Annotated in this window: 15 protein-coding genes; all 15 read right to left on the bottom strand. The window is 30.6% G+C overall.

Features of this window, described 5'->3' with window-relative positions:
- Positions 1 to 38: 38 nt before the first annotated feature.
- Positions 39 to 1,712 carry a ribonuclease J2 gene (gene rnjB / locus LQ615_RS03965; protein ID WP_016998647.1) on the bottom strand — a complete coding sequence of 558 codons (1,674 nt, stop codon included), beginning with the start codon at positions 1,710 to 1,712 and terminating at the stop codon, positions 39 to 41.
- 156 nt (positions 1,713 to 1,868) lie between these two features.
- On the bottom strand, positions 1,869 to 3,086 hold the full coding sequence (locus LQ615_RS03970; RefSeq protein ID WP_135020964.1) for a M16 family metallopeptidase: 1,218 nt from the start codon (positions 3,084 to 3,086) through the stop codon (positions 1,869 to 1,871).
- Between the two features lie 60 nt (positions 3,087 to 3,146).
- On the bottom strand, positions 3,147 to 5,261 hold the full coding sequence (pnp, locus tag LQ615_RS03975) for a polyribonucleotide nucleotidyltransferase (RefSeq protein ID WP_016998645.1): 2,115 nt from the start codon (positions 5,259 to 5,261) through the stop codon (positions 3,147 to 3,149).
- Between the two features lie 122 nt (positions 5,262 to 5,383).
- Positions 5,384 to 5,653 carry a 30S ribosomal protein S15 gene (gene rpsO / locus LQ615_RS03980; RefSeq protein ID WP_016998644.1) on the bottom strand — a complete coding sequence of 90 codons (270 nt, stop codon included), beginning with the start codon at positions 5,651 to 5,653 and terminating at the stop codon, positions 5,384 to 5,386.
- Positions 5,654 to 5,755: 102 nt separating this feature from the next.
- Positions 5,756 to 6,712 carry a bifunctional riboflavin kinase/FAD synthetase gene (locus LQ615_RS03985; protein ID WP_070045101.1) on the bottom strand — a complete coding sequence of 319 codons (957 nt, stop codon included), beginning with the start codon at positions 6,710 to 6,712 and terminating at the stop codon, positions 5,756 to 5,758.
- Between the two features lie 12 nt (positions 6,713 to 6,724).
- Positions 6,725 to 7,633, bottom strand: coding sequence for a tRNA pseudouridine(55) synthase TruB (gene truB / locus LQ615_RS03990; protein WP_082892509.1), 909 nt, complete (start codon positions 7,631 to 7,633; stop codon positions 6,725 to 6,727).
- 85 nt (positions 7,634 to 7,718) lie between these two features.
- The gene (locus tag LQ615_RS03995; protein WP_070045102.1) at positions 7,719 to 8,360 is read right to left on the bottom strand and encodes a hypothetical protein; all 642 of its coding nucleotides are present in this window, start codon (positions 8,358 to 8,360) and stop codon (positions 7,719 to 7,721) included.
- A 4-nt stretch (positions 8,361 to 8,364) separates the two neighbouring features.
- A complete protein-coding gene (locus LQ615_RS04000; RefSeq protein WP_016998639.1) occupies positions 8,365 to 9,717 on the bottom strand; it encodes a sensor histidine kinase in 1,353 nt (450 codons plus the stop codon).
- 4 nt (positions 9,718 to 9,721) lie between these two features.
- The gene (locus LQ615_RS04005) at positions 9,722 to 10,399 is read right to left on the bottom strand and encodes a response regulator transcription factor (RefSeq protein WP_064204813.1); all 678 of its coding nucleotides are present in this window, start codon (positions 10,397 to 10,399) and stop codon (positions 9,722 to 9,724) included.
- A gap of 11 nt (positions 10,400 to 10,410) precedes the next feature.
- Positions 10,411 to 11,790 (bottom strand): SLC13 family permease, encoded by a 1,380-nt coding sequence (locus LQ615_RS04010; RefSeq protein WP_135020962.1) that lies wholly within the window; start codon positions 11,788 to 11,790, stop codon positions 10,411 to 10,413.
- Complete coding sequence (locus tag LQ615_RS04015) at positions 11,787 to 12,971, bottom strand: glycerate kinase family protein (protein WP_135020960.1); 1,185 nt, start codon at positions 12,969 to 12,971, stop codon at positions 11,787 to 11,789. Before LQ615_RS04015 ends, LQ615_RS04010 begins: the two co-directional genes overlap by 4 nt.
- Before the next feature lie 175 nt (positions 12,972 to 13,146).
- Entirely contained in the window at positions 13,147 to 13,491 is a 345-nt protein-coding gene (gene rbfA, locus LQ615_RS04020; protein ID WP_016998635.1) for a 30S ribosome-binding factor RbfA, read from the bottom strand.
- Between the two features lie 106 nt (positions 13,492 to 13,597).
- Positions 13,598 to 14,572, bottom strand: a complete 975-nt coding sequence (locus LQ615_RS04025; protein WP_064204811.1) for an alpha/beta hydrolase fold domain-containing protein — start codon at positions 14,570 to 14,572, stop codon at positions 13,598 to 13,600.
- Positions 14,573 to 14,654: 82 nt separating this feature from the next.
- Positions 14,655 to 15,272 carry a LysE/ArgO family amino acid transporter gene (locus tag LQ615_RS04030; protein WP_135020958.1) on the bottom strand — a complete coding sequence of 206 codons (618 nt, stop codon included), beginning with the start codon at positions 15,270 to 15,272 and terminating at the stop codon, positions 14,655 to 14,657.
- Positions 15,273 to 15,328: 56 nt separating this feature from the next.
- A complete protein-coding gene (locus LQ615_RS04035; protein ID WP_239703972.1) occupies positions 15,329 to 17,860 on the bottom strand; it encodes a glycosyltransferase in 2,532 nt (843 codons plus the stop codon).
- Positions 17,861 to 17,882: the final 22 nt, after the last annotated feature.

Genomic DNA, 17,882 nt, shown 5'->3' on the forward strand with positions numbered 1-17,882 from the left:
ATTGGGCTTATTTGACTGTAAAATTCTTCAACAAAATATTAGATTTCAGAAATAATTGGAATAATCATCGGACGACGTTTCGTTTGTTCGTATAAATATTTGCCAAGTTTATCTCGCATATTTTGTTTCATTTCTGACCATTCAATTTTCTTTTGTTGTAAGCCTTCTTCTACAATTTCACGTACTTTATCTGAAGCCTCATTTAATAATTCTTCACTTTCTCTAACATAAACAAACCCTCTTGATTGGATTTCAGGTCCACCAACAATTTTTCTGTTTTTAGGGTCTAATGTTACAACAGCAATGAAAATACCATCTTCGGCTAATAAATGTCTGTCGCGTAAGACGATGTTACCTACATCACCTACACCAATACCATCAATTAATACGTTTCCAGCTGTTACTTTTTCATTAGCAATCATTTGCTTGCCATCAAAATTAACAACATCGCCTTTTTCTAGTAAGAAAATCTTCTCAGGATCCACACCAGTTTCAGCTGCTAATTTAGCGTGAGCAATTTGCATTTTAAATTCACCTTGAACTGGGACGAAATATTCTGGTTTCATCAAGTTCAGCATTAACTTTAATTCTTCCATGCAACCATGACTTGATGCATGTGTCTTTTTGTTATTTGGCATAATGTTAGCGCCAGCTTTAACAAGTTCATTCATAGTTTGACCTATAATAACTTCCATATTAGCTGAAGCAGTTGTAGAGATATACACATTATCGCCTTCAAGTATGTTTAAAATAGGATGTCTTTGTAAAGCCATTTGTCCTAATGCTTCGATTGGTTCACCTTGCATACCTGTTGCAATAATTATCATTTCATTTTTAGGATATTTACTTACATCATGAACTGGTACTAATAAGTTTTCTGGGATATTGAAATATCCTAATTTACGTGCAACATTAAAAGAACTTTCTAAAGAACGTCCTAAGAATGAAACTTTACGATTTAATTTGCTTGCTGCATTTAATACTTGTTGAATACGTATAAAGTTTGATGCATAACAAGACACAACAATTCTACCATTAGCTTTAGCAAATTCATCTACCATATGACTTTCGATTACATTTTCAGGAACATTATAACCGGGTTTTTCAGCTTCAGTTGAATCACTAATTAAAGCGAAAACACCGTTTTGACCAATTTCAGTCATTTTAGCGATATCAGGAGCGTAAGCACCTTGTAAACTTTGGTCGAATTTAAATTCACCTGTATAAACGATTGCACCATAAGAAGTATGTATACATACTCCTAGACTATCTGGAATAGAGTGCGTCGTATTAAAGAATGTAACGTTTACGTTTTTAAATCTCATGACTGAATCTCTATTTACTGTATAATAGCGTACTTTTTTGTTAATTCTTCTTGCTTTCATATGGTCTTTAACTAAAGCTATAGTCAATCTTGACCCATATACTGGCGCATCTAATTTTTCTAGGATATAGCTTACCGCACCAATTGAATCTTCATGGCCATGTGATAAGAAGATACCTTTTAATTTGTCTTTATTCTCTAATACATATTGTATATCGGGAATTACGACATCTACACCTAACATTTCATCTTCTGGAAACATTAAGCCAGCGTCTAACATAAACATTTCTTCGTCTACTTCAACGATATACATATTTTTTGCTATTTCTCCAACACCACCAAGTGGTATGATACGAATTTTATCATTTTTCTTTTTTATTAAACTCAAAATTGTTCCTCCTAAATGTAGTCCCGTCCATAATATATTTCTTTAATCATACCATTTATATTATCGTTTATACAAGCACCTATAATCGAGTTATAGATAAATAAAATATTGATTAAACGAATTCACAAACGATTGAGGAATCAATTTATAAATATGTTATTTCTCAGTTAAAATAAATTCTGAATAAGGTGACGCTAATAATGATTTAGTTGCCTCTTTTATATCTTCTATTTCAATCATATTAATGTTCTCTTCAAACTTTTCATTTGTTATCAATTCATTGTGGAACATTAACGATCTAGCATTTCTAGTCATTTTATTTTGATTGGATTCTGAAGCCATTAAAAAGCTCGTAATAATATGACTTTTAGCATCTTCTAATTCTTCTTGTGTAATGCTATCATCTAGCAGTTTTTTCAAAACATCAGTTATTAAATCGCTTGAAGCTTTCACATTTTCTTTATCTGTACCTGCATAAATCGTCAATATACCATTATCATGATAACTTTGGAAATCTGAGTAAACATTGTAACAGAGCCCATGCTCTTCTCTTAACACTTGGAACAACTTCGAACTCATTGTTTCTCCTAAAATAGTATTAAGAATGTTTGTCGCATAATAATACTTATTATTATAACTAGGGGCTTCATAACATCTCATGAAATGTGTTTGCTCTAACTCATTTTTATAGTATGTTTTCTTCTTTTCATAAAATTGAGTGTTTCTTTTTCCGTCTTTTATTTCTATTTGCTTATCATCTTTCAATGTATCAATTACAAGTTGTTTTAATTCTTCACTGAACGCTCCTGCAATAGATACAATTAATCGATTACTTTGATAATATTTCTTATGAAAATCTTCTAAAATAGATTTATTTATAGACTTAACACTATCAGGTTTACCTAAAATCATTCTTCCTAAAGATTGATTCTCAAAAACTTCTGATTCTAACGTGTCCATTAACCATTCTTCAGGAGTATCTTCTACCATTTTAATTTCTTCTAAAATAACTTTTTTCTCGCGCTCAATTTCCTCTTCAATAAATAAAGGATTTTTAACCATATCTAATAAAAGGTCTGTCGCTTTCCGTTCAAAACGTTTTAACGTTTTACAAAAATAACAGGTATACATTTTCGTAGTATAAGCGTTATTATATCCACCAATTTTATCAAATTCAGTCGATAGTTGTTGTCTTGTGTAATGTTTACTTCCCTTAAATAGCATATGTTCTACAAAGTGTGCGATACCTTCGGGATAATCTCCTTCATCTGCAGTCCCTGTCTTTATATATGCCCCAATACTCACAGTTTCACTGTTCGGTACCTCTTCAAAAATAATAACTGTTCCGTTATCTAAAGTTATTTGTTCTGTCATTTTTTCACCTCATAACAAAAACAGGGACAACGCATTGTCCCCATTCAATTACTTTGTATTTTATTTTTGCTCTTTATCTTCGTTCAATAATACTTTACGTGAAGCATTGACACGTCCTTGGCGGTCGATTTCAGTTACTTTTACTAAGAACTGATCTCCAATTTTAGCTACATCTTCAACTTTATTCACTCGATCATTTGAAAATTGAGAGATATGAACAAGCGCGTCTTTACCAGGGAATATTTCAACAAATGCGCCGAATTTTTCAATTCTCTTAACAGTTGCCATGTATATTGCGCCAACTTCTGCTTCTCTAGTAATATCTTCGATAATCTTGCGTGCTCTATCGATCATTTCTTGATCTTTAGAACCTATAAATACCGTTCCATCTTGCTCGATATCTAATTTAACACCCGTTTCATCGATGATTTCATTAATTTTCTTACCACCAGGTCCAATAACATCTCTTATTTTATCTGGTTTAATATGCATTATTTCAATCTTAGGTGCATACTCGCTTAAATCTTCACGAGGTTGACCTAATGTTTCTAACATATGATTTAAGATGTGTAATCTACCAATTCTAGCTTGTTCTAAAGCTTCTTTTAAGATTTGTTCACTTAATCCATCAATTTTAATGTCCATTTGTATCGCTGTAATACCTTTTTCAGTTCCAGCAACTTTAAAGTCCATATCGCCTAAAGCATCTTCCATACCTTGTATGTCAGAAAGAATTGTATAGTTATCATCTTTAGTGATTAATCCCATCGCTATACCAGCAACTGGCGCTTTAATTGGTACACCAGCATCCATAAGTGCAAGTGTAGAGCCACAAATTGATGCTTGTGATGATGAACCATTAGATTCTAATACTTCAGATACAACTCTAATTGTATATGGGAATTCTTTTTCATCAGGAATCACTTGTAATAAAGCACGTTCACCTAGTGCACCGTGACCAATTTCACGACGACCTGGCGCTCTTACTGGACCAGTTTCACCTACAGAGAAATTAGGGAAATTATAATGATGCATATAACGTTTTTGATCTTCAGTACCTAATCCATCTATGATTTGATGTTCACCTAATGCACCTAATGTTGCTACAGAGAATGCTTGAGTTTGGCCACGTGTAAATAAACCTGAACCATGTGCTCTAGGTAATAAGCCAACTTCAGATGCTAACGGTCTAATCTCTTCAGGTTTACGTCCGTCTGGTCTTACTTTATCTTCAGTGATTAAACGACGTACTTCGTCTTTCACTAATGTATCAAGTATTTTACTAACATCTTTAAGAACTTCTTCGTTATCAGGCTCTTCTTCGTTAGTAAAGTGTGCCAATACTTCATCTTTAACAGCAGTTATATTGATATCACGTTGTTGTTTTTCTTCTGTTCTAATTGCGCCGTTTAAATCTAATGCCTCGGCTTTTTGGATTACAGCTTCTTCAAGAGATTGCTCAACTTCAACAGGTTCAAATGGAGATTTCTCAGGTTGAATTTCATCAATTATAGCTTCTTGGAATTCTACTAATCTTTGAATTTCTTTATGACCAAATAAAATGCCTTCTAACATCGTTTCTTCAGATACTTCTTTCGCACCAGCTTCTACCATGTTAATAGCATCTTTATGACCTGCTACTTGTAAATCTAATAATGAAACTTCTTTAGCTTCTACGTCAGGGTTAATGACATATTCACCATCTACTAAACCAACATTAACACCTGCAATTGGTCTTTCAAATGGTATATCTGAAACAGATAATGCCATTGACGATCCGATCATTGCCGCCATTTCAGGTGAACAATTTGGGTCAACACTCATCACGATAGAAATAACTTGAACGTCATGTCTATAACCTTTTGGAAATAGTGGTCTAATTGGTCTATCAATTAAACGACTCGTTAAAGTTGCATCTTCCCCTGGTCTTCCTTCACGTTTGTTAAAACCGCCTGGTATTTTCCCAGCTGCATACATTTTTTCTTCATAATTTACCATTAATGGGAAGAAATCTACGTTTCTAGGCTCTCTAGAAGCTGTAGCAGTTGATAATACAACCGTATCCCCATATCTTACTAACACTGCACCGTTAGCTTGTTTCGCTAACTGACCTGTTTCTATTATTAATGGACTTCCTGCCCATTCTGTCTTAAAGACTTTTTTCTCTTGAGACATTTATGAATCTCCTCTCATTACAATTAATCAATTATATCATACCATTAATATGTACTCATTTTATAATTTTTTATAAAAAAATCGAAAGAAATCTGATCGATTCCCTTCGATTGGTGTTGCGATTAGCGACGTAATCCAAGTGATTTAATTAGATCACGGTAACGTTGAACGTCATTATCACGTAAGTATGTTAATAAGTGTTTACGACGACCAACCATTTTTAATAATCCACGACGTGAATGGTGATCCTTCGTGTGAGTACGTAAATGTTCGTTTAAAGCAGTGATTTCTGCTGTTAAAACTGCGATTTGTACTTCTGGAGAACCAGTATCAGTTTCATGTACGCGGTATTGTTCGATTAGTTCGTTTTTTCTTTCTTGTGAAATTGCCATTGTCAATTTCCCTCCTATTTTTGTATTCACCTTATACCTGAGCGAATCGTCGGAGTGTCGATCAGCCAAGGAATAGGCACTTTAACTATTATACATAAACCACTATTGTTTATCAAGTTCAAGTAATGATTTTGCTTTTTCTTTATCTTTAGATATTTGTTCTACAAGTGCATCAATGCCGTTAAACTTTTGTTCTGGTCTAATGAAATGATGCCAAAATACTTCCACTCTCTCCCCGTAAATACTTTCTTCAAAATCGAAAATATTTACTTCGATGCTAACTTGTGAAACTGATGGGTCATGAAAAGTTGGTTTAACCCCTACATTACAGACACCTTCATATACTTTGTTTCTAGACTTAATGAGTAATGTAACGGCATATACACCATTTCTTGGTAATACATATTCGTCACTTGGTTCGACATTAGCGGTTGGAAAGCCTATTGTTCTACCTCTTTTTTCTCCCTGAACAACCATGCCTTTTATAACATATGGACGACCTAAAGCTAAAGTACACGCTTCTACTTCACCTAATTCAAGTGAAGTTCTAATATTTGTAGTTGATATTTTAATATCTTCTTCTAAAGTTTGTTTAGAAACGACGTGTACACTAAAAGGATAATCATTCTCTTGTAAAGAAGCCATATTGCCTTTTCCGTATTTACCAAAGCTAAAATCATATCCCGCAATGACAGCTTTAACATGATTACGAATAAAATATTGTTCTACAAATTCATCTGCAGAAACATCTGCAAAGCTAGAAGAAAAGTTTACGACAAAACAATAATCCACTCCGAGCTTTTCTATTGCTTCGACTTTATCCGTTATCGGTGTTAAATATGTAGTTCTTTTCTTTTCTGGATTAAGTACTACAGAAGGATGAGGGTCAAAAGTCATAACAGCCTTTTTCAAATCGTTATGTTCTGCTACTTCAAGCATTTTTTTCAATACTTTTTGGTGGCCAATATGTATACCATCAAAAAAACCTATTGCTAATGCAATATTCTCATTTACAAATTGTGATGAATTAATTGGGTGTGAAATTTCTATAACTTCCATCAGAATACTCCTTTAAAGAAAAACTTTTTTTGGTTTATATAAATCATTATTTTTTTCATAAGGCTCCATAATCGCTATTGCATGTTCTTTATACCATAGGACAAATTCACCGTCTATATTAGTATTTAAATCGGTTTTCATAATCTTCTGTCCATTTTGTATCCTTTTAACAAGACCAGAATCTTCTACGATTATTTTTTGTAAGCCATTCAATCCATATTCTAATGGAAGAAGCACTTCCTGTAACCTATCTTGCTCAACTATTTCACGTAAGTTATCTAATGTAATAGACTGATTTAACGAAAATCCACCACTTTTCAATCTAACTAAATGAGACATATGTGCAGGATAACCAAGTAATTCTCCTATCTGAGTTGCTAATGTTCTTATATATGTCCCTTTTCCACACTCGACTTCTATTTCAAATTTACAAGTTTGGTTGTCATATGAAATGTCTGAAGTTAGCTCAATACTGTTAATGAAGACTTTACGAACAGGTCTTTCAACTTCAATATTTTGACGAGCGTATTCATATAATTTTTTTCCGTTTACTTTAACAGCTGAATACATCGGCGGAATTTGCTCAATTTCACCCACTAATTTATTTAAAGTTGAACGTATGTCATCAGTACACCAAATATTTTCAGTTACAGCTTTTTCTTCTACTATTTCTCCAGTTTGATCTTCAGTAGTCGTGCTCTTACCAATTGTTACTTCAGCAATATATGTCTTACCACTTTCCATAACATAATCACTGACACGAGTAGCTTTACCTACGCATATTGGTAAAACACCACTTACTTCTGGATCTAAAGTGCCAGTATGACCAACTTTTTTAGTTTTTAATATTTTTCGAAGTTTAAACACGACATCGTGACTCGTCATGCCTACTTCTTTATGAATTGCTAATATGCCATCCAAATTTACGACCTCCAAAACATGCTTCTATTCATTACAAGTTTACATTAAAACTCAAGTAAAAAGAAGAAATAACTAACAATCCATGTTAATCGTCATCGTATTCATCATCGTCGTAGTCATCGTCATCTTCATAGTAATATTGTTCTTTATTTTCATTACCCGCATTATAACTAGGTTGAGGTTGTTCAATATTAAACCATGATACTGAATTAACTTTTCCATTTAACGAATTAACTGAAACGACAGCACCTTCGTTATCATCAACATGTTGAGTAACAGTATATGTCATAGGCTTAGAGTCTTCATTTTTCTTAATATCTACAAAAGTACCTCCCACTTCATTCATAACTATTTGTTTTGCTCTTTTTTCAGTTATAAGCGTTTTTTTCTTGTCATCTTTTTTTGGTTTTTCTTTTGTCTTTGGTTTTTCTTTTTTAGTTTGTTTTTTAGGTGTTGTTTGTGACGTAACGTTTTTAATCGTTTCTTTTCTTCGATCAATTTCTAAACTGTATTTTTTATCTTTATCTTTGATTTTCACATAAAAAGTTCGATTATCTTTAGATTGAGTTAATTTAGTAATATCACCTTTATATCTTTCTGATATTAATGTTTTAGCTAAGTCTTTATCCATCAATTGTTCTGTTGACCTGATGTAAATAATGGAAATTAAAGCAATTAGAAGAATTGCCATAACCACTATAAGCAAAGGTTTAATCGCTTTTTTCATTTTTTCACACCTTTCTCACTTTCAATATAAATTCTGATCCGACACCTTCTTCACTTTTAACTTGTATGTCGATTTGATTTTTCGATGCAAGTTCTTTCGCAATTGATAAACCTAACCCAGATCCTCCAGACTGTCGAGATCTTGCTTTATCAACTCTATAAAACCTCGTAAATATTTTTTCAATATCCTCTTCAACAATCCCAGGTCCATAATCTTTAATTATGATTTCTATATATTGAACTTTATCTGTAAGCTCTAAATCAATTTCTGATTGACTATATTTATATGCATTATCAAGAAAAATAGTCATCAACTGATTAAAGCTATCTTTATTAATTTTTCCGACTAATGAATTTTCGGTTGTATATATATTGATTTTCCTTTGATAAACTTGTGAAAGCTTTTTAGTTAAACTCGAAACTTGTTCAATAATATCAACTTTTGACAATTCAATGTCATGAAAAGTACGTTCTATTTTAGCTAAGTCTAGCATTTGTTCAGTTAAATATTTTAATCTTTTAGCTTCTTCATTAATGGTATCAATACCTTCATCTAATAAATCAGGACGTGTTTTACCAAATCTTTTTAACATTTCACTGTATGAATTCATAACTGTTATCGGTGTTTTTAATTCATGTGATGCGTTGAGTATAAATGCTTGTTGTTTTTCATCATGATCTTTTAAATTGAGCATCATTTCATTAAATGTATTCGAAAGTTCTTTCAACTCTTTCGTATCGTTATCATTTATATCGATTTTACTGTAATGCTTTGTTTCTCTCGTTTTATTCATTTGTTCAATGAGCTCATTAATTGGCTTCAAAATAATTTGCGTAATGATTCTATTCAAAAGAAATATAACGATTAGAATAATGATAGTCGAAACAATTAATATCCATTTTAAAATAGAAAAAGTTTCATATTTAAAATCGATATTTTCAAATATTTGTAGATTGCTGACTTCACCATTTTTCCAAATAATCGGTAAGGATACCATAGCAAAATGATTGCCACTTTTTTCGACGACTTTTTTATATTGTTCATTTTTATATGATTCTGCTAAGTTTTTATACTTAACATCTGTTGAAATTTGAACGACACTTTTATTTTTTTGGTTAACTACTGTAATATATCCATCAGAAAGTAAATAAGATTGCAAAACAGCTTCGGTATTAACATCAGTATCTGAAGTATTTTGCAACTCTTTCATAATATTAATGCCTCGACTTTCTAGCTGAGTTACTTCCGAGTCGAGTGAAACTTTTTGATAAACAAAATAAACAAATAAATTTATACAAATAACAACAATGACAATCATTACCGTTGTATAGAGTTGAATTTTCGTCCCTAGTTTCATAGATTCAATCCTTTATCATATATCCAATACCTCTAACGCTAGATATCAAGGATATGTCATTTTGATCTAGTTTTTTTCTTAAATATCTGACATAAACATCAATAACATTCGTGTCGCCATAATATTCGTATCCCCACACCGCTTCAATAATTTGTTCTCTTGTTAAAGCTTGGTTTTTATTCTGAATAAAGTACAACAATAAATCATATTCTTTTTGAGTTAAATTAACGAGTGATTCATTTATATATACTTCTCGGCTTAATGGATGAATATTTAAATGTTTAAATTGAATTTCATTACGATTCTCTTCAGTTGTTTCATTGTTTTGTTTTAAATGAACTCTAATTCTAGCGAGAAGTTCTTCTATTTCAAATGGTTTAGTCATATAATCATTTGCACCAGAATCTAAACCACTCACTTTATCCATCACTGCATCTCTAGCAGTTAACATAATAATTTTAATGTTACTATCCTCTTCCCTAATCCTTCTCAAAACCTCTAAACCATTTAATTCAGGAATCATGACATCCAATAAAACTAAATCAAAATGATTCGATTCAAACAGTTCTAAAGCCTGTCTTCCGGTATTCGCTATACTAATTTCATAATTTGCATACTCTAATTCCAATTGTATGACTCTAGCAATTTTCACTTCATCTTCAACAATTAAGATTTTTTCCATGTCTCTTCTCCTTACCTAAGCGATAATCCAGTATATTGCCACCAGAAATAATAACACGCAATCATTATTAACATGTAAATAGGCATCAATATACCACTTACTTTCGCTAAATCTATATTTTTAAATGGTTTTCGATCTTGTTCATAAAATAGCAGTAGCGCTTTTGAACTCACTGGAAAGGTAACGCAGTAATTTGTCCCTATCAAAGTCATGAAAACAACTGAAATGGGATTTAAATTGAACATATCACTAAATAATAAAAATAACGGAACAAAAACGACGGCTCGTGTAGTGTGACTTGTTACATATAAATGTGATGTTACCGTTATTATAACAATTATGAGTAATACAACTAGTTCATTGATATTTTCGAATTGAGATAAATAACCGTATAAATTTTTTTGTATATATTCTATAACCTTATATGATACAAGTAATTCACCAAGAGCGGTCGCACCTGCAACAAAAAATATTAAACTCCAAGAGATGCTTTTCAAACCTTGTTTCCATGAGATGACACCGATATTAGGTGCCATCATAACAACACTCATAGCAATCGTTATAAATGCAATATCAAACCCATGTAGAGATTCAGTTATCCATAAACTAATCGTTATAAATAAATATAACAATGTCTTTTTTTCTTTTGTACTTAATGGTTTATGTTTACTTTTCACTTCTTTAAAAGATGATTCTGAACCTGTATCGTTTTTAATAAAAAACAATTTCTTTATAATAAATAAACTGATAACACCCATTATGATACCAAATGGAAATCCCCATATAATAAAGTCTACATAAGAAATCGTTTCATTCGTCTGACCTTTTAACAAACCAATACCCACGATATGACTTCCAGCACCGATTAAAGTAAGATTTGCCCCCATTAAAATAAGCACTGGTATCAATAATGAAAAATATTTTTGATTTGATTGAAATCTAGAAGCAAAAGCTTTATAAATTGGAATCATTGAAGCAGCTCTCCCTGATGTGGAAGGTACTAATATAGAAATTATTTGAACGATTATAAATAAAAATATATTCATCTTATTTTCTGTATGACATTTATTATCTATCCAATGAATTAATCTATCTAGTAAACCACTTATTTCAACAGCTGCCCCTATAATAAACGCACCAATCATGAGCCAAACAACATGCTCATCCATTGATTCAAATAATATTTTTTCAGGAATACCTAACAGTATACCTATTGTTAATGCTATAAATGCAGATAAACCTGCAGGCATATTCGTTAATAAAAATAGACCTAATGATAATACAAAGATGATCAAACTAAGTTGACCTAAATAAGGTAAATCAATATATAAGAATACAACGATAGAAAATATAAAATATATACACAGATAAACTATTTGCTTATTAGTCATTTAACAACATCTTTTGCAGCAACCATTTGATTGCCTAAATTAATGCCTATTGTAATATGTCTCAAGGCATTTTCAGAACAATTTTCTAGCCATTTATCTGCGTCTAAAATTGAATTTTCTAACGTCGTAGGTTCTGGAATGATGCTACTAAATGCATCAATACCACTTTGATAATTAATCTTTGCATTATGACCTATTGTACCAGCAAAAGCAATAACTGGTTTTTTATGCATTTTTGCAATCCTTGCAACTTCAGATGGAATTTTTCCATTTGGTGTTTGAAAATCTATACATCCTTCTGCAGTTATAACTAGATCTGCATTTTGAATTGCATCTGAAATCTCTATATACTTCATAATGATTTCAAATCTTGGATGTAAACGGGCATTAAGGAATCCATATAAACCTGCACCTAAACCACCTGATGCACCTCCACCATTCATTAAAGAAACATCCTCTTTTTTTAAACTTTTTATGAGTTTTGCAAGATGTTCTAGATTGTTAGACAATAGTTCGACATTTTCAGGAGATGCACCCTTTTGCGGTCCATATACTCTTGCTACCCCTTTTTGTCCACACAATAAATTTGTCCAATTAACTGCTACATCTATGTCTACTAAATGTACTCTAGCATCCATATAACTCATATCAACCCCATAAATCCGATTTATCTCGCCTCCACCGTTTATAAATACAGCTTCACCATTTTCATTTAAGAATTTTATGCCTAACGCCTGAGCCATGCCTACTCCACCATCTGATGTTCCTGAATCACCACATCCAATCAGAATACGTTCTGCACCATTATCCAATGCTTTAATAATCGTTTCACCTACCCCAAAAGTTGTCGTGTTTAATGGATTTCTCATATTTTGTGGTACATGTCTCAACCCTGCAATTGCCGCCATTTCTATTACAGCTGTCTTTATACCATTTTCCTCAAAAACACCAAAGAAAGATTTTATAGGCTTACCAACCGGACCCATCACTTGTGTTTTTATTTTTCTGCCTTCTTTTAGTTTTGTAATCGTATCTACAAAACCTTCTCCACCATCTACCATAGGAATAGTAGTGACATCATGATAAGGATTCACTTTGTTTATTCCTCTCGAAATAGAATTTCCAACTTCTTCGGCACTTAAGCTCTCTTTAAACCCTGAAGGTACAACTACAATTTTCATTTTAATTTCCTCCTCTATTTGTACTTCGCTATCTTTTACTTATCTACAATGTACATTTACATAGTTCACAAACAATTAGAGGAAAATTAAAAATTGATTAAAAAGAAAAAACACCCAATAAATTCACTTTAAATGTGAAAATATCGGGTGTTTTTCTTTTAAATATTATAATGTTTTATTCGTTACGATTTAAATCTTGAATCATGCGTTCGATTTTATTACCGTAGTCAATTGATTCATCGTATTTAAAGTGTAACTCTGGTAAGATACGTAATTTCATACGGCTTCCAAGTTCGGATTTAATAAATCCTTTTGCTTTTTCTAAGCCTTCGAATGTTTCTTCTTTTTCTTTATCTGACCCCAATACTGTTAAATAAACAGTAGCATGTGATAAATCACCTGGTAGTTCAACATCAGTAATTGTTAAGAAACCAACTCTAGGGTCTTTAAGCTTGTTATTTATTATATCCATAAGTTCTTTTTTCATTTGTTCTCCAACACGTTCAGAACGAATACTCATTAAAATTCACCTCTTTATTAGTCATTACGACTATCTATACAATTATTTATTATAACACATGCCATAATGCTTAAAAAGATAATCGTTTGCACGTTTAAAAAGTTTATTAAAAATTATTAATTTTATTATAAATGATACTTCTAGCTTCTTTCCCTTCTTCAATTGGAAAGATTGGGAATACATGATTTTGGTTCACATATTCATGATAAGCAACGTCGTTTGAAAATTTTTGAAGTTTTTCTTTAAACAATCTAATATCCGGCAACAATATTTCTCTTGTGCCTACAAAAATAGTCATAGGAGGCAGTGATTGCAAATCTCCATATATAGGTGATAATAAATGATGATTTTTATTCGTATGGCCACACCATAAATCACCACAAAATTGTAAACTTTCAATATCAAGCATTGGATCGCTTTGTTGCAGTTCTTCTGTAATATCTTTGTTATCCATATTCATATCTATCCAAGGTGAAAGTAAAAATGCATGAAGCGGTTGCTTAATGTGTTGTTCTTTTAATAATTGCATAAGTCCTACAGCTAATCCGCCACCTGCAGAATCACCAATAATAACAACTTCCTCGTGTTCTTCAATCATGCGTCTATATAAATCAATGATTAACTCATATGATCTAATAAATATTTGATTCGGCGCTTTCGGATATATAGGTACTTCCACTTTTAAATTTACAGTTTTAGCAAGTTCGTCTATAAATTTATGATGATAAATGGTTGGTTGGTGTATATAAGCGCCACCATGCAAGTATAAAATACCTACTTTTGAGTTTAAGTTAGAGTTATATGTTAATACTTGCATTTCGTCAATTTGATATTCATTTATTTTTGTTTTAGGTTTAAATAATTTTGGTAAGGTATATCGTTTTTCATTTTCCTCATATAATTCATTTACAAACTCAGATTTAGATTCATAACTTTCATATTTAGGAAATGTATTTTGCGCTGCGATCATCCATTCAACGATTTGACTTTTCATACTTCTTTTAGATAATTTTTTAACAACATACTGACTAGCTACTAAGCTAGCACCAATAGTAATTACACCTTTTGCCCAGGTTTTCATGTACATCTACTCCATATTAATTGATATTAAATTTATTCCCTTAAATATACTTAAATATTCATAAAATAACAAATATTACCTATTAAAAAATAAGAGTAAGAATGTTTTTTAGTATAATTAAGGCAACGATGAAGATAACAATACTTGAAATTTTATTCAAATATATAATCCATTGACCTGTTTTATCAACTGTTCCAACGGTTTTACCTAAAATCGCTAATAAAATAAACCAAAGCCATGAAATCAAAATAGTGGATGCTGTGAAGATAAATTTATCTAATCCTTCATAAACTGAAGCACTTGTACCAATTACACCAATTGTATCCATGATAGCGTGTGGATTTAATAATGATACTGATATCGCAAACCCAACTTGTTTTTTAGCAGACATAGAAGGCTGATATTCCAAACTTTGAGGTTTTTCCTTCCATAATACAATCCCCATATAAATTAAAAATATAAATCCTATTATATATACAACAAGTTGTAATACCGGCAATGATAATAGAACAAGCGATACGCCTAATACTGCTAATAAAATTAAAAGCGTGTCACATAGACCTGCAGTAATAATTACAGGTATTGTTTTTCTAATTTGTTTATGATTAGCGCCTTGATTAAAAATAAACACATTTTGTGCACCTAAAGGTAAAATTAGACCAAGCGCTAATAATAAACCGTGTAAAAAAGCAGCCACTATTTCCTCCTCCTAAAATAAGAATCGTCTTTAAAAACATATGATTCTTATTTTACTATTCAGAAAACTTCTATGCTACTATAATTTTGATTTTGTATTGTTTTTATGATTACTGTTCCTGCTTTTTTAAAAGAATCTTTATCATAATCTTTATTATATTTTAACTCAAAAGAAATGGTTTCATTAGGTCGTATTTCAATTGTTTCTTCTTCATTAAAGCTATTAATACTTATCTCATTATATTTTTTAACATTGCTAATAATATTCAATAGCGATTGTGGGTCTTTATATAATGTTTTTATTTTAAAATATTTAACTGAATTTGTAGTGTTTTCAAATTTTAAGCTAAAGTTCTTATGAGACGTTATTGGTAATTTCGGTTTAAATATATATTGTGATTTTTTTCTTAATATTTCTAAATCAAGTGAATAAATTAAATTTAATTCACCTACTTCTATAGTTATATTTTGATTTAATTTGTCTATTGTTTCTATTTTTTTATTTAGATTTTTTGTTATAGATTGGAATACCTTGTTTAACTTTTCATCATATATATCTGAATAATTTATTTTGTATAAATTATTGTGATTTTGCTGAGATAATATACTATTTTCTTCTACCATTGCCAAAATGGCTTTATTAGCACCTAAATAATCACTTAACTTCGATGGTAAATATGGATGCGTGTTTTTATATTCTTTTGATTTTGCATCTAATATTATTAATATATCCATTTTAGTTGTTAAGTTAAGACAATCTAAATACGACACAGTATCATTTAAATAAACATTTGAATAGTCATTGATACGTTCTAATTCGTCATGGCTAAGGTGCTTAATGTTCGTAAATATATGAAATTGAATTATTAAGTCAGTTTGGCTTAATAATTCATCTACCATGTCTAAAAATAAATTCAAACTTCTCGTCTCGTAAAAATTCCCAAAATAACCTATTTGTACAGCTTTTTCATTCATCGGATAATAGTAATCGGTTTTATAATATAAATCATTATTAGGTATAGGATACCTGTCTATTTTACTTTTGCTTTTAATAAAATTTTGAAGGTTATTAGAAAAGCGGCTCGTCATATATTCAAGTTGATATTCGTTTGTAAATAATAATTCGTCTGCAAAAGCAAAACCAATAAGCTCTGCTAAATTAAATAAACTCTCGTCGACATATGGCAAAAATGGTTGGAAATCTTCTTCTAACTTTAAAGATTCTAAAAGCATATTATATACTTCTATAGAACTATATCTTTCTTTTGATTTAATATCATATAATAAAGGATCTGAAAATTCAGCAACCCATTTAATATTAGGATTATTCAATTTAATAAATAACGATGAAAAATATGAAGATGGAAATAACACGCTACTGTACAGAGTTTCATATTTTTCTTTATTATTTAAATAAAAACTAAAAGCTTCATCTATAAATTGTGAGATCAGTCCAAAATCAGAGAAACTAACTGAGCTTTTTGAAACTTTATGTTGGTCTATTTTATCAATACATATACTTTTTAGCTTAAAATCTTTTTCTCTTTTTGATGTCATATCATTGCTGAATATATCTACAATTTTATCGTTGTTAGAAATCCTTTTTGCCATTAAAATACCACTATTATCAATGAATGGTGGGAAACAATATGCTATCACTAATTCTTTTGCCATACCTATATTTACAAAATATTCATTCAAATGATTATAATTTTTCATATTCAATAAGTTTACAACTTCGTTCTTATATTCAGGATATACTTTTAAAAATTTAGAAATAAACCCTATTTGTGCATTATATTTTGTTGAAATAAATTTCTTAACTCTAGAATGTAAATTACTTTCTAATAATTTATCCAAAGTATCTAATACATCTAACCTTTGAGCAATATTAAAATCATAAGAAAATTTGCCTCTTGAAACTGAATTTTCATTCAGTAGACGGTAATATACGACTTCTTTATCCAGATTGATAACTTCTATTTTCGGATTGAATTTTGCATATAAATAACAATAGAAAACAGTGTCTTCACCACTTAACAAAGCAGGATTAAAGTATACTGCTTCTAAGTAATGACTAGGTATAAACTTACATGTTGTAATGCCTAAAATAGCGTGTATATTGAATAAACTATAACCTGTTTCTTTGTACTTTATTAAAGGTAAGTTCACTGGATTATTTTTAACAATTGATCCATCATTTAACATATCATGAATTTGAGTTACTAAAATTGTATCTTCTTTAAGTAATTGAAAACTTTCTTCTATATAATTCGAAGAAATAAAGTCATCAACGTCGAGAAAAGTTGTATGTGAATATTTTACGTATTGCATCCCTAAATTTCTTGCTTTAGAAGCTCCCGTTTCATCACTGATTAAAATTAAATGTTTAAAATTCATATGGTCAACATGATGAATTAAATATTGATAAATTTCTTTAAATACACCATTTAATACAAAAATCACTTCGAATTTTGCTTCTTTTACAATTAAATTATTTAAGTTTTTTATTAACCCCTCTATATAAGTCATGCCTTCGTGAATCGGAATAATAATAGAAATACCTTTATCAAATTTTATTGTTTCATTCATCACTTAACCAACTTTCTATTTA

The organism is Mammaliicoccus sp. C-M13 (genome assembly GCF_022386845.1).
Lineage (GTDB): Bacteria > Bacillota > Bacilli > Staphylococcales > Staphylococcaceae > Mammaliicoccus > Mammaliicoccus lentus.

Bases quoted from the DNA above. Each gene is read 5' to 3' on its own strand.
- LQ615_RS03970 (WP_135020964.1), bottom strand. From the start codon at position 3,086: ATGACAGAACAAATAACTTTAGATAACGGAACAGTTATTATTTTTGAA.
- pnp (WP_016998645.1), bottom strand. From the start codon at position 5,261: ATGTCTCAAGAGAAAAAAGTCTTTAAGACAGAATGGGCAGGAAGTCCA.
- rpsO (WP_016998644.1), bottom strand. From the start codon at position 5,653: ATGGCAATTTCACAAGAAAGAAAAAACGAACTAATCGAACAATACCGC.
- LQ615_RS03985 (WP_070045101.1), bottom strand. From the start codon at position 6,712: ATGGAAGTTATAGAAATTTCACACCCAATTAATTCATCACAATTTGTA.
- LQ615_RS03995 (WP_070045102.1), bottom strand. From the start codon at position 8,360: ATGAAAAAAGCGATTAAACCTTTGCTTATAGTGGTTATGGCAATTCTT.
- LQ615_RS04000 (WP_016998639.1), bottom strand. From the start codon at position 9,717: ATGAAACTAGGGACGAAAATTCAACTCTATACAACGGTAATGATTGTC.
- LQ615_RS04005 (WP_064204813.1), bottom strand. From the start codon at position 10,399: ATGGAAAAAATCTTAATTGTTGAAGATGAAGTGAAAATTGCTAGAGTC.
- LQ615_RS04010 (WP_135020962.1), bottom strand. From the start codon at position 11,790: ATGACTAATAAGCAAATAGTTTATCTGTGTATATATTTTATATTTTCT.
- LQ615_RS04015 (WP_135020960.1), bottom strand. From the start codon at position 12,971: ATGAAAATTGTAGTTGTACCTTCAGGGTTTAAAGAGAGCTTAAGTGCC.
- rbfA (WP_016998635.1), bottom strand. From the start codon at position 13,491: ATGAGTATTCGTTCTGAACGTGTTGGAGAACAAATGAAAAAAGAACTT.
- LQ615_RS04025 (WP_064204811.1), bottom strand. From the start codon at position 14,572: ATGAAAACCTGGGCAAAAGGTGTAATTACTATTGGTGCTAGCTTAGTA.
- LQ615_RS04035 (WP_239703972.1), bottom strand. From the start codon at position 17,860: ATGAATGAAACAATAAAATTTGATAAAGGTATTTCTATTATTATTCCG.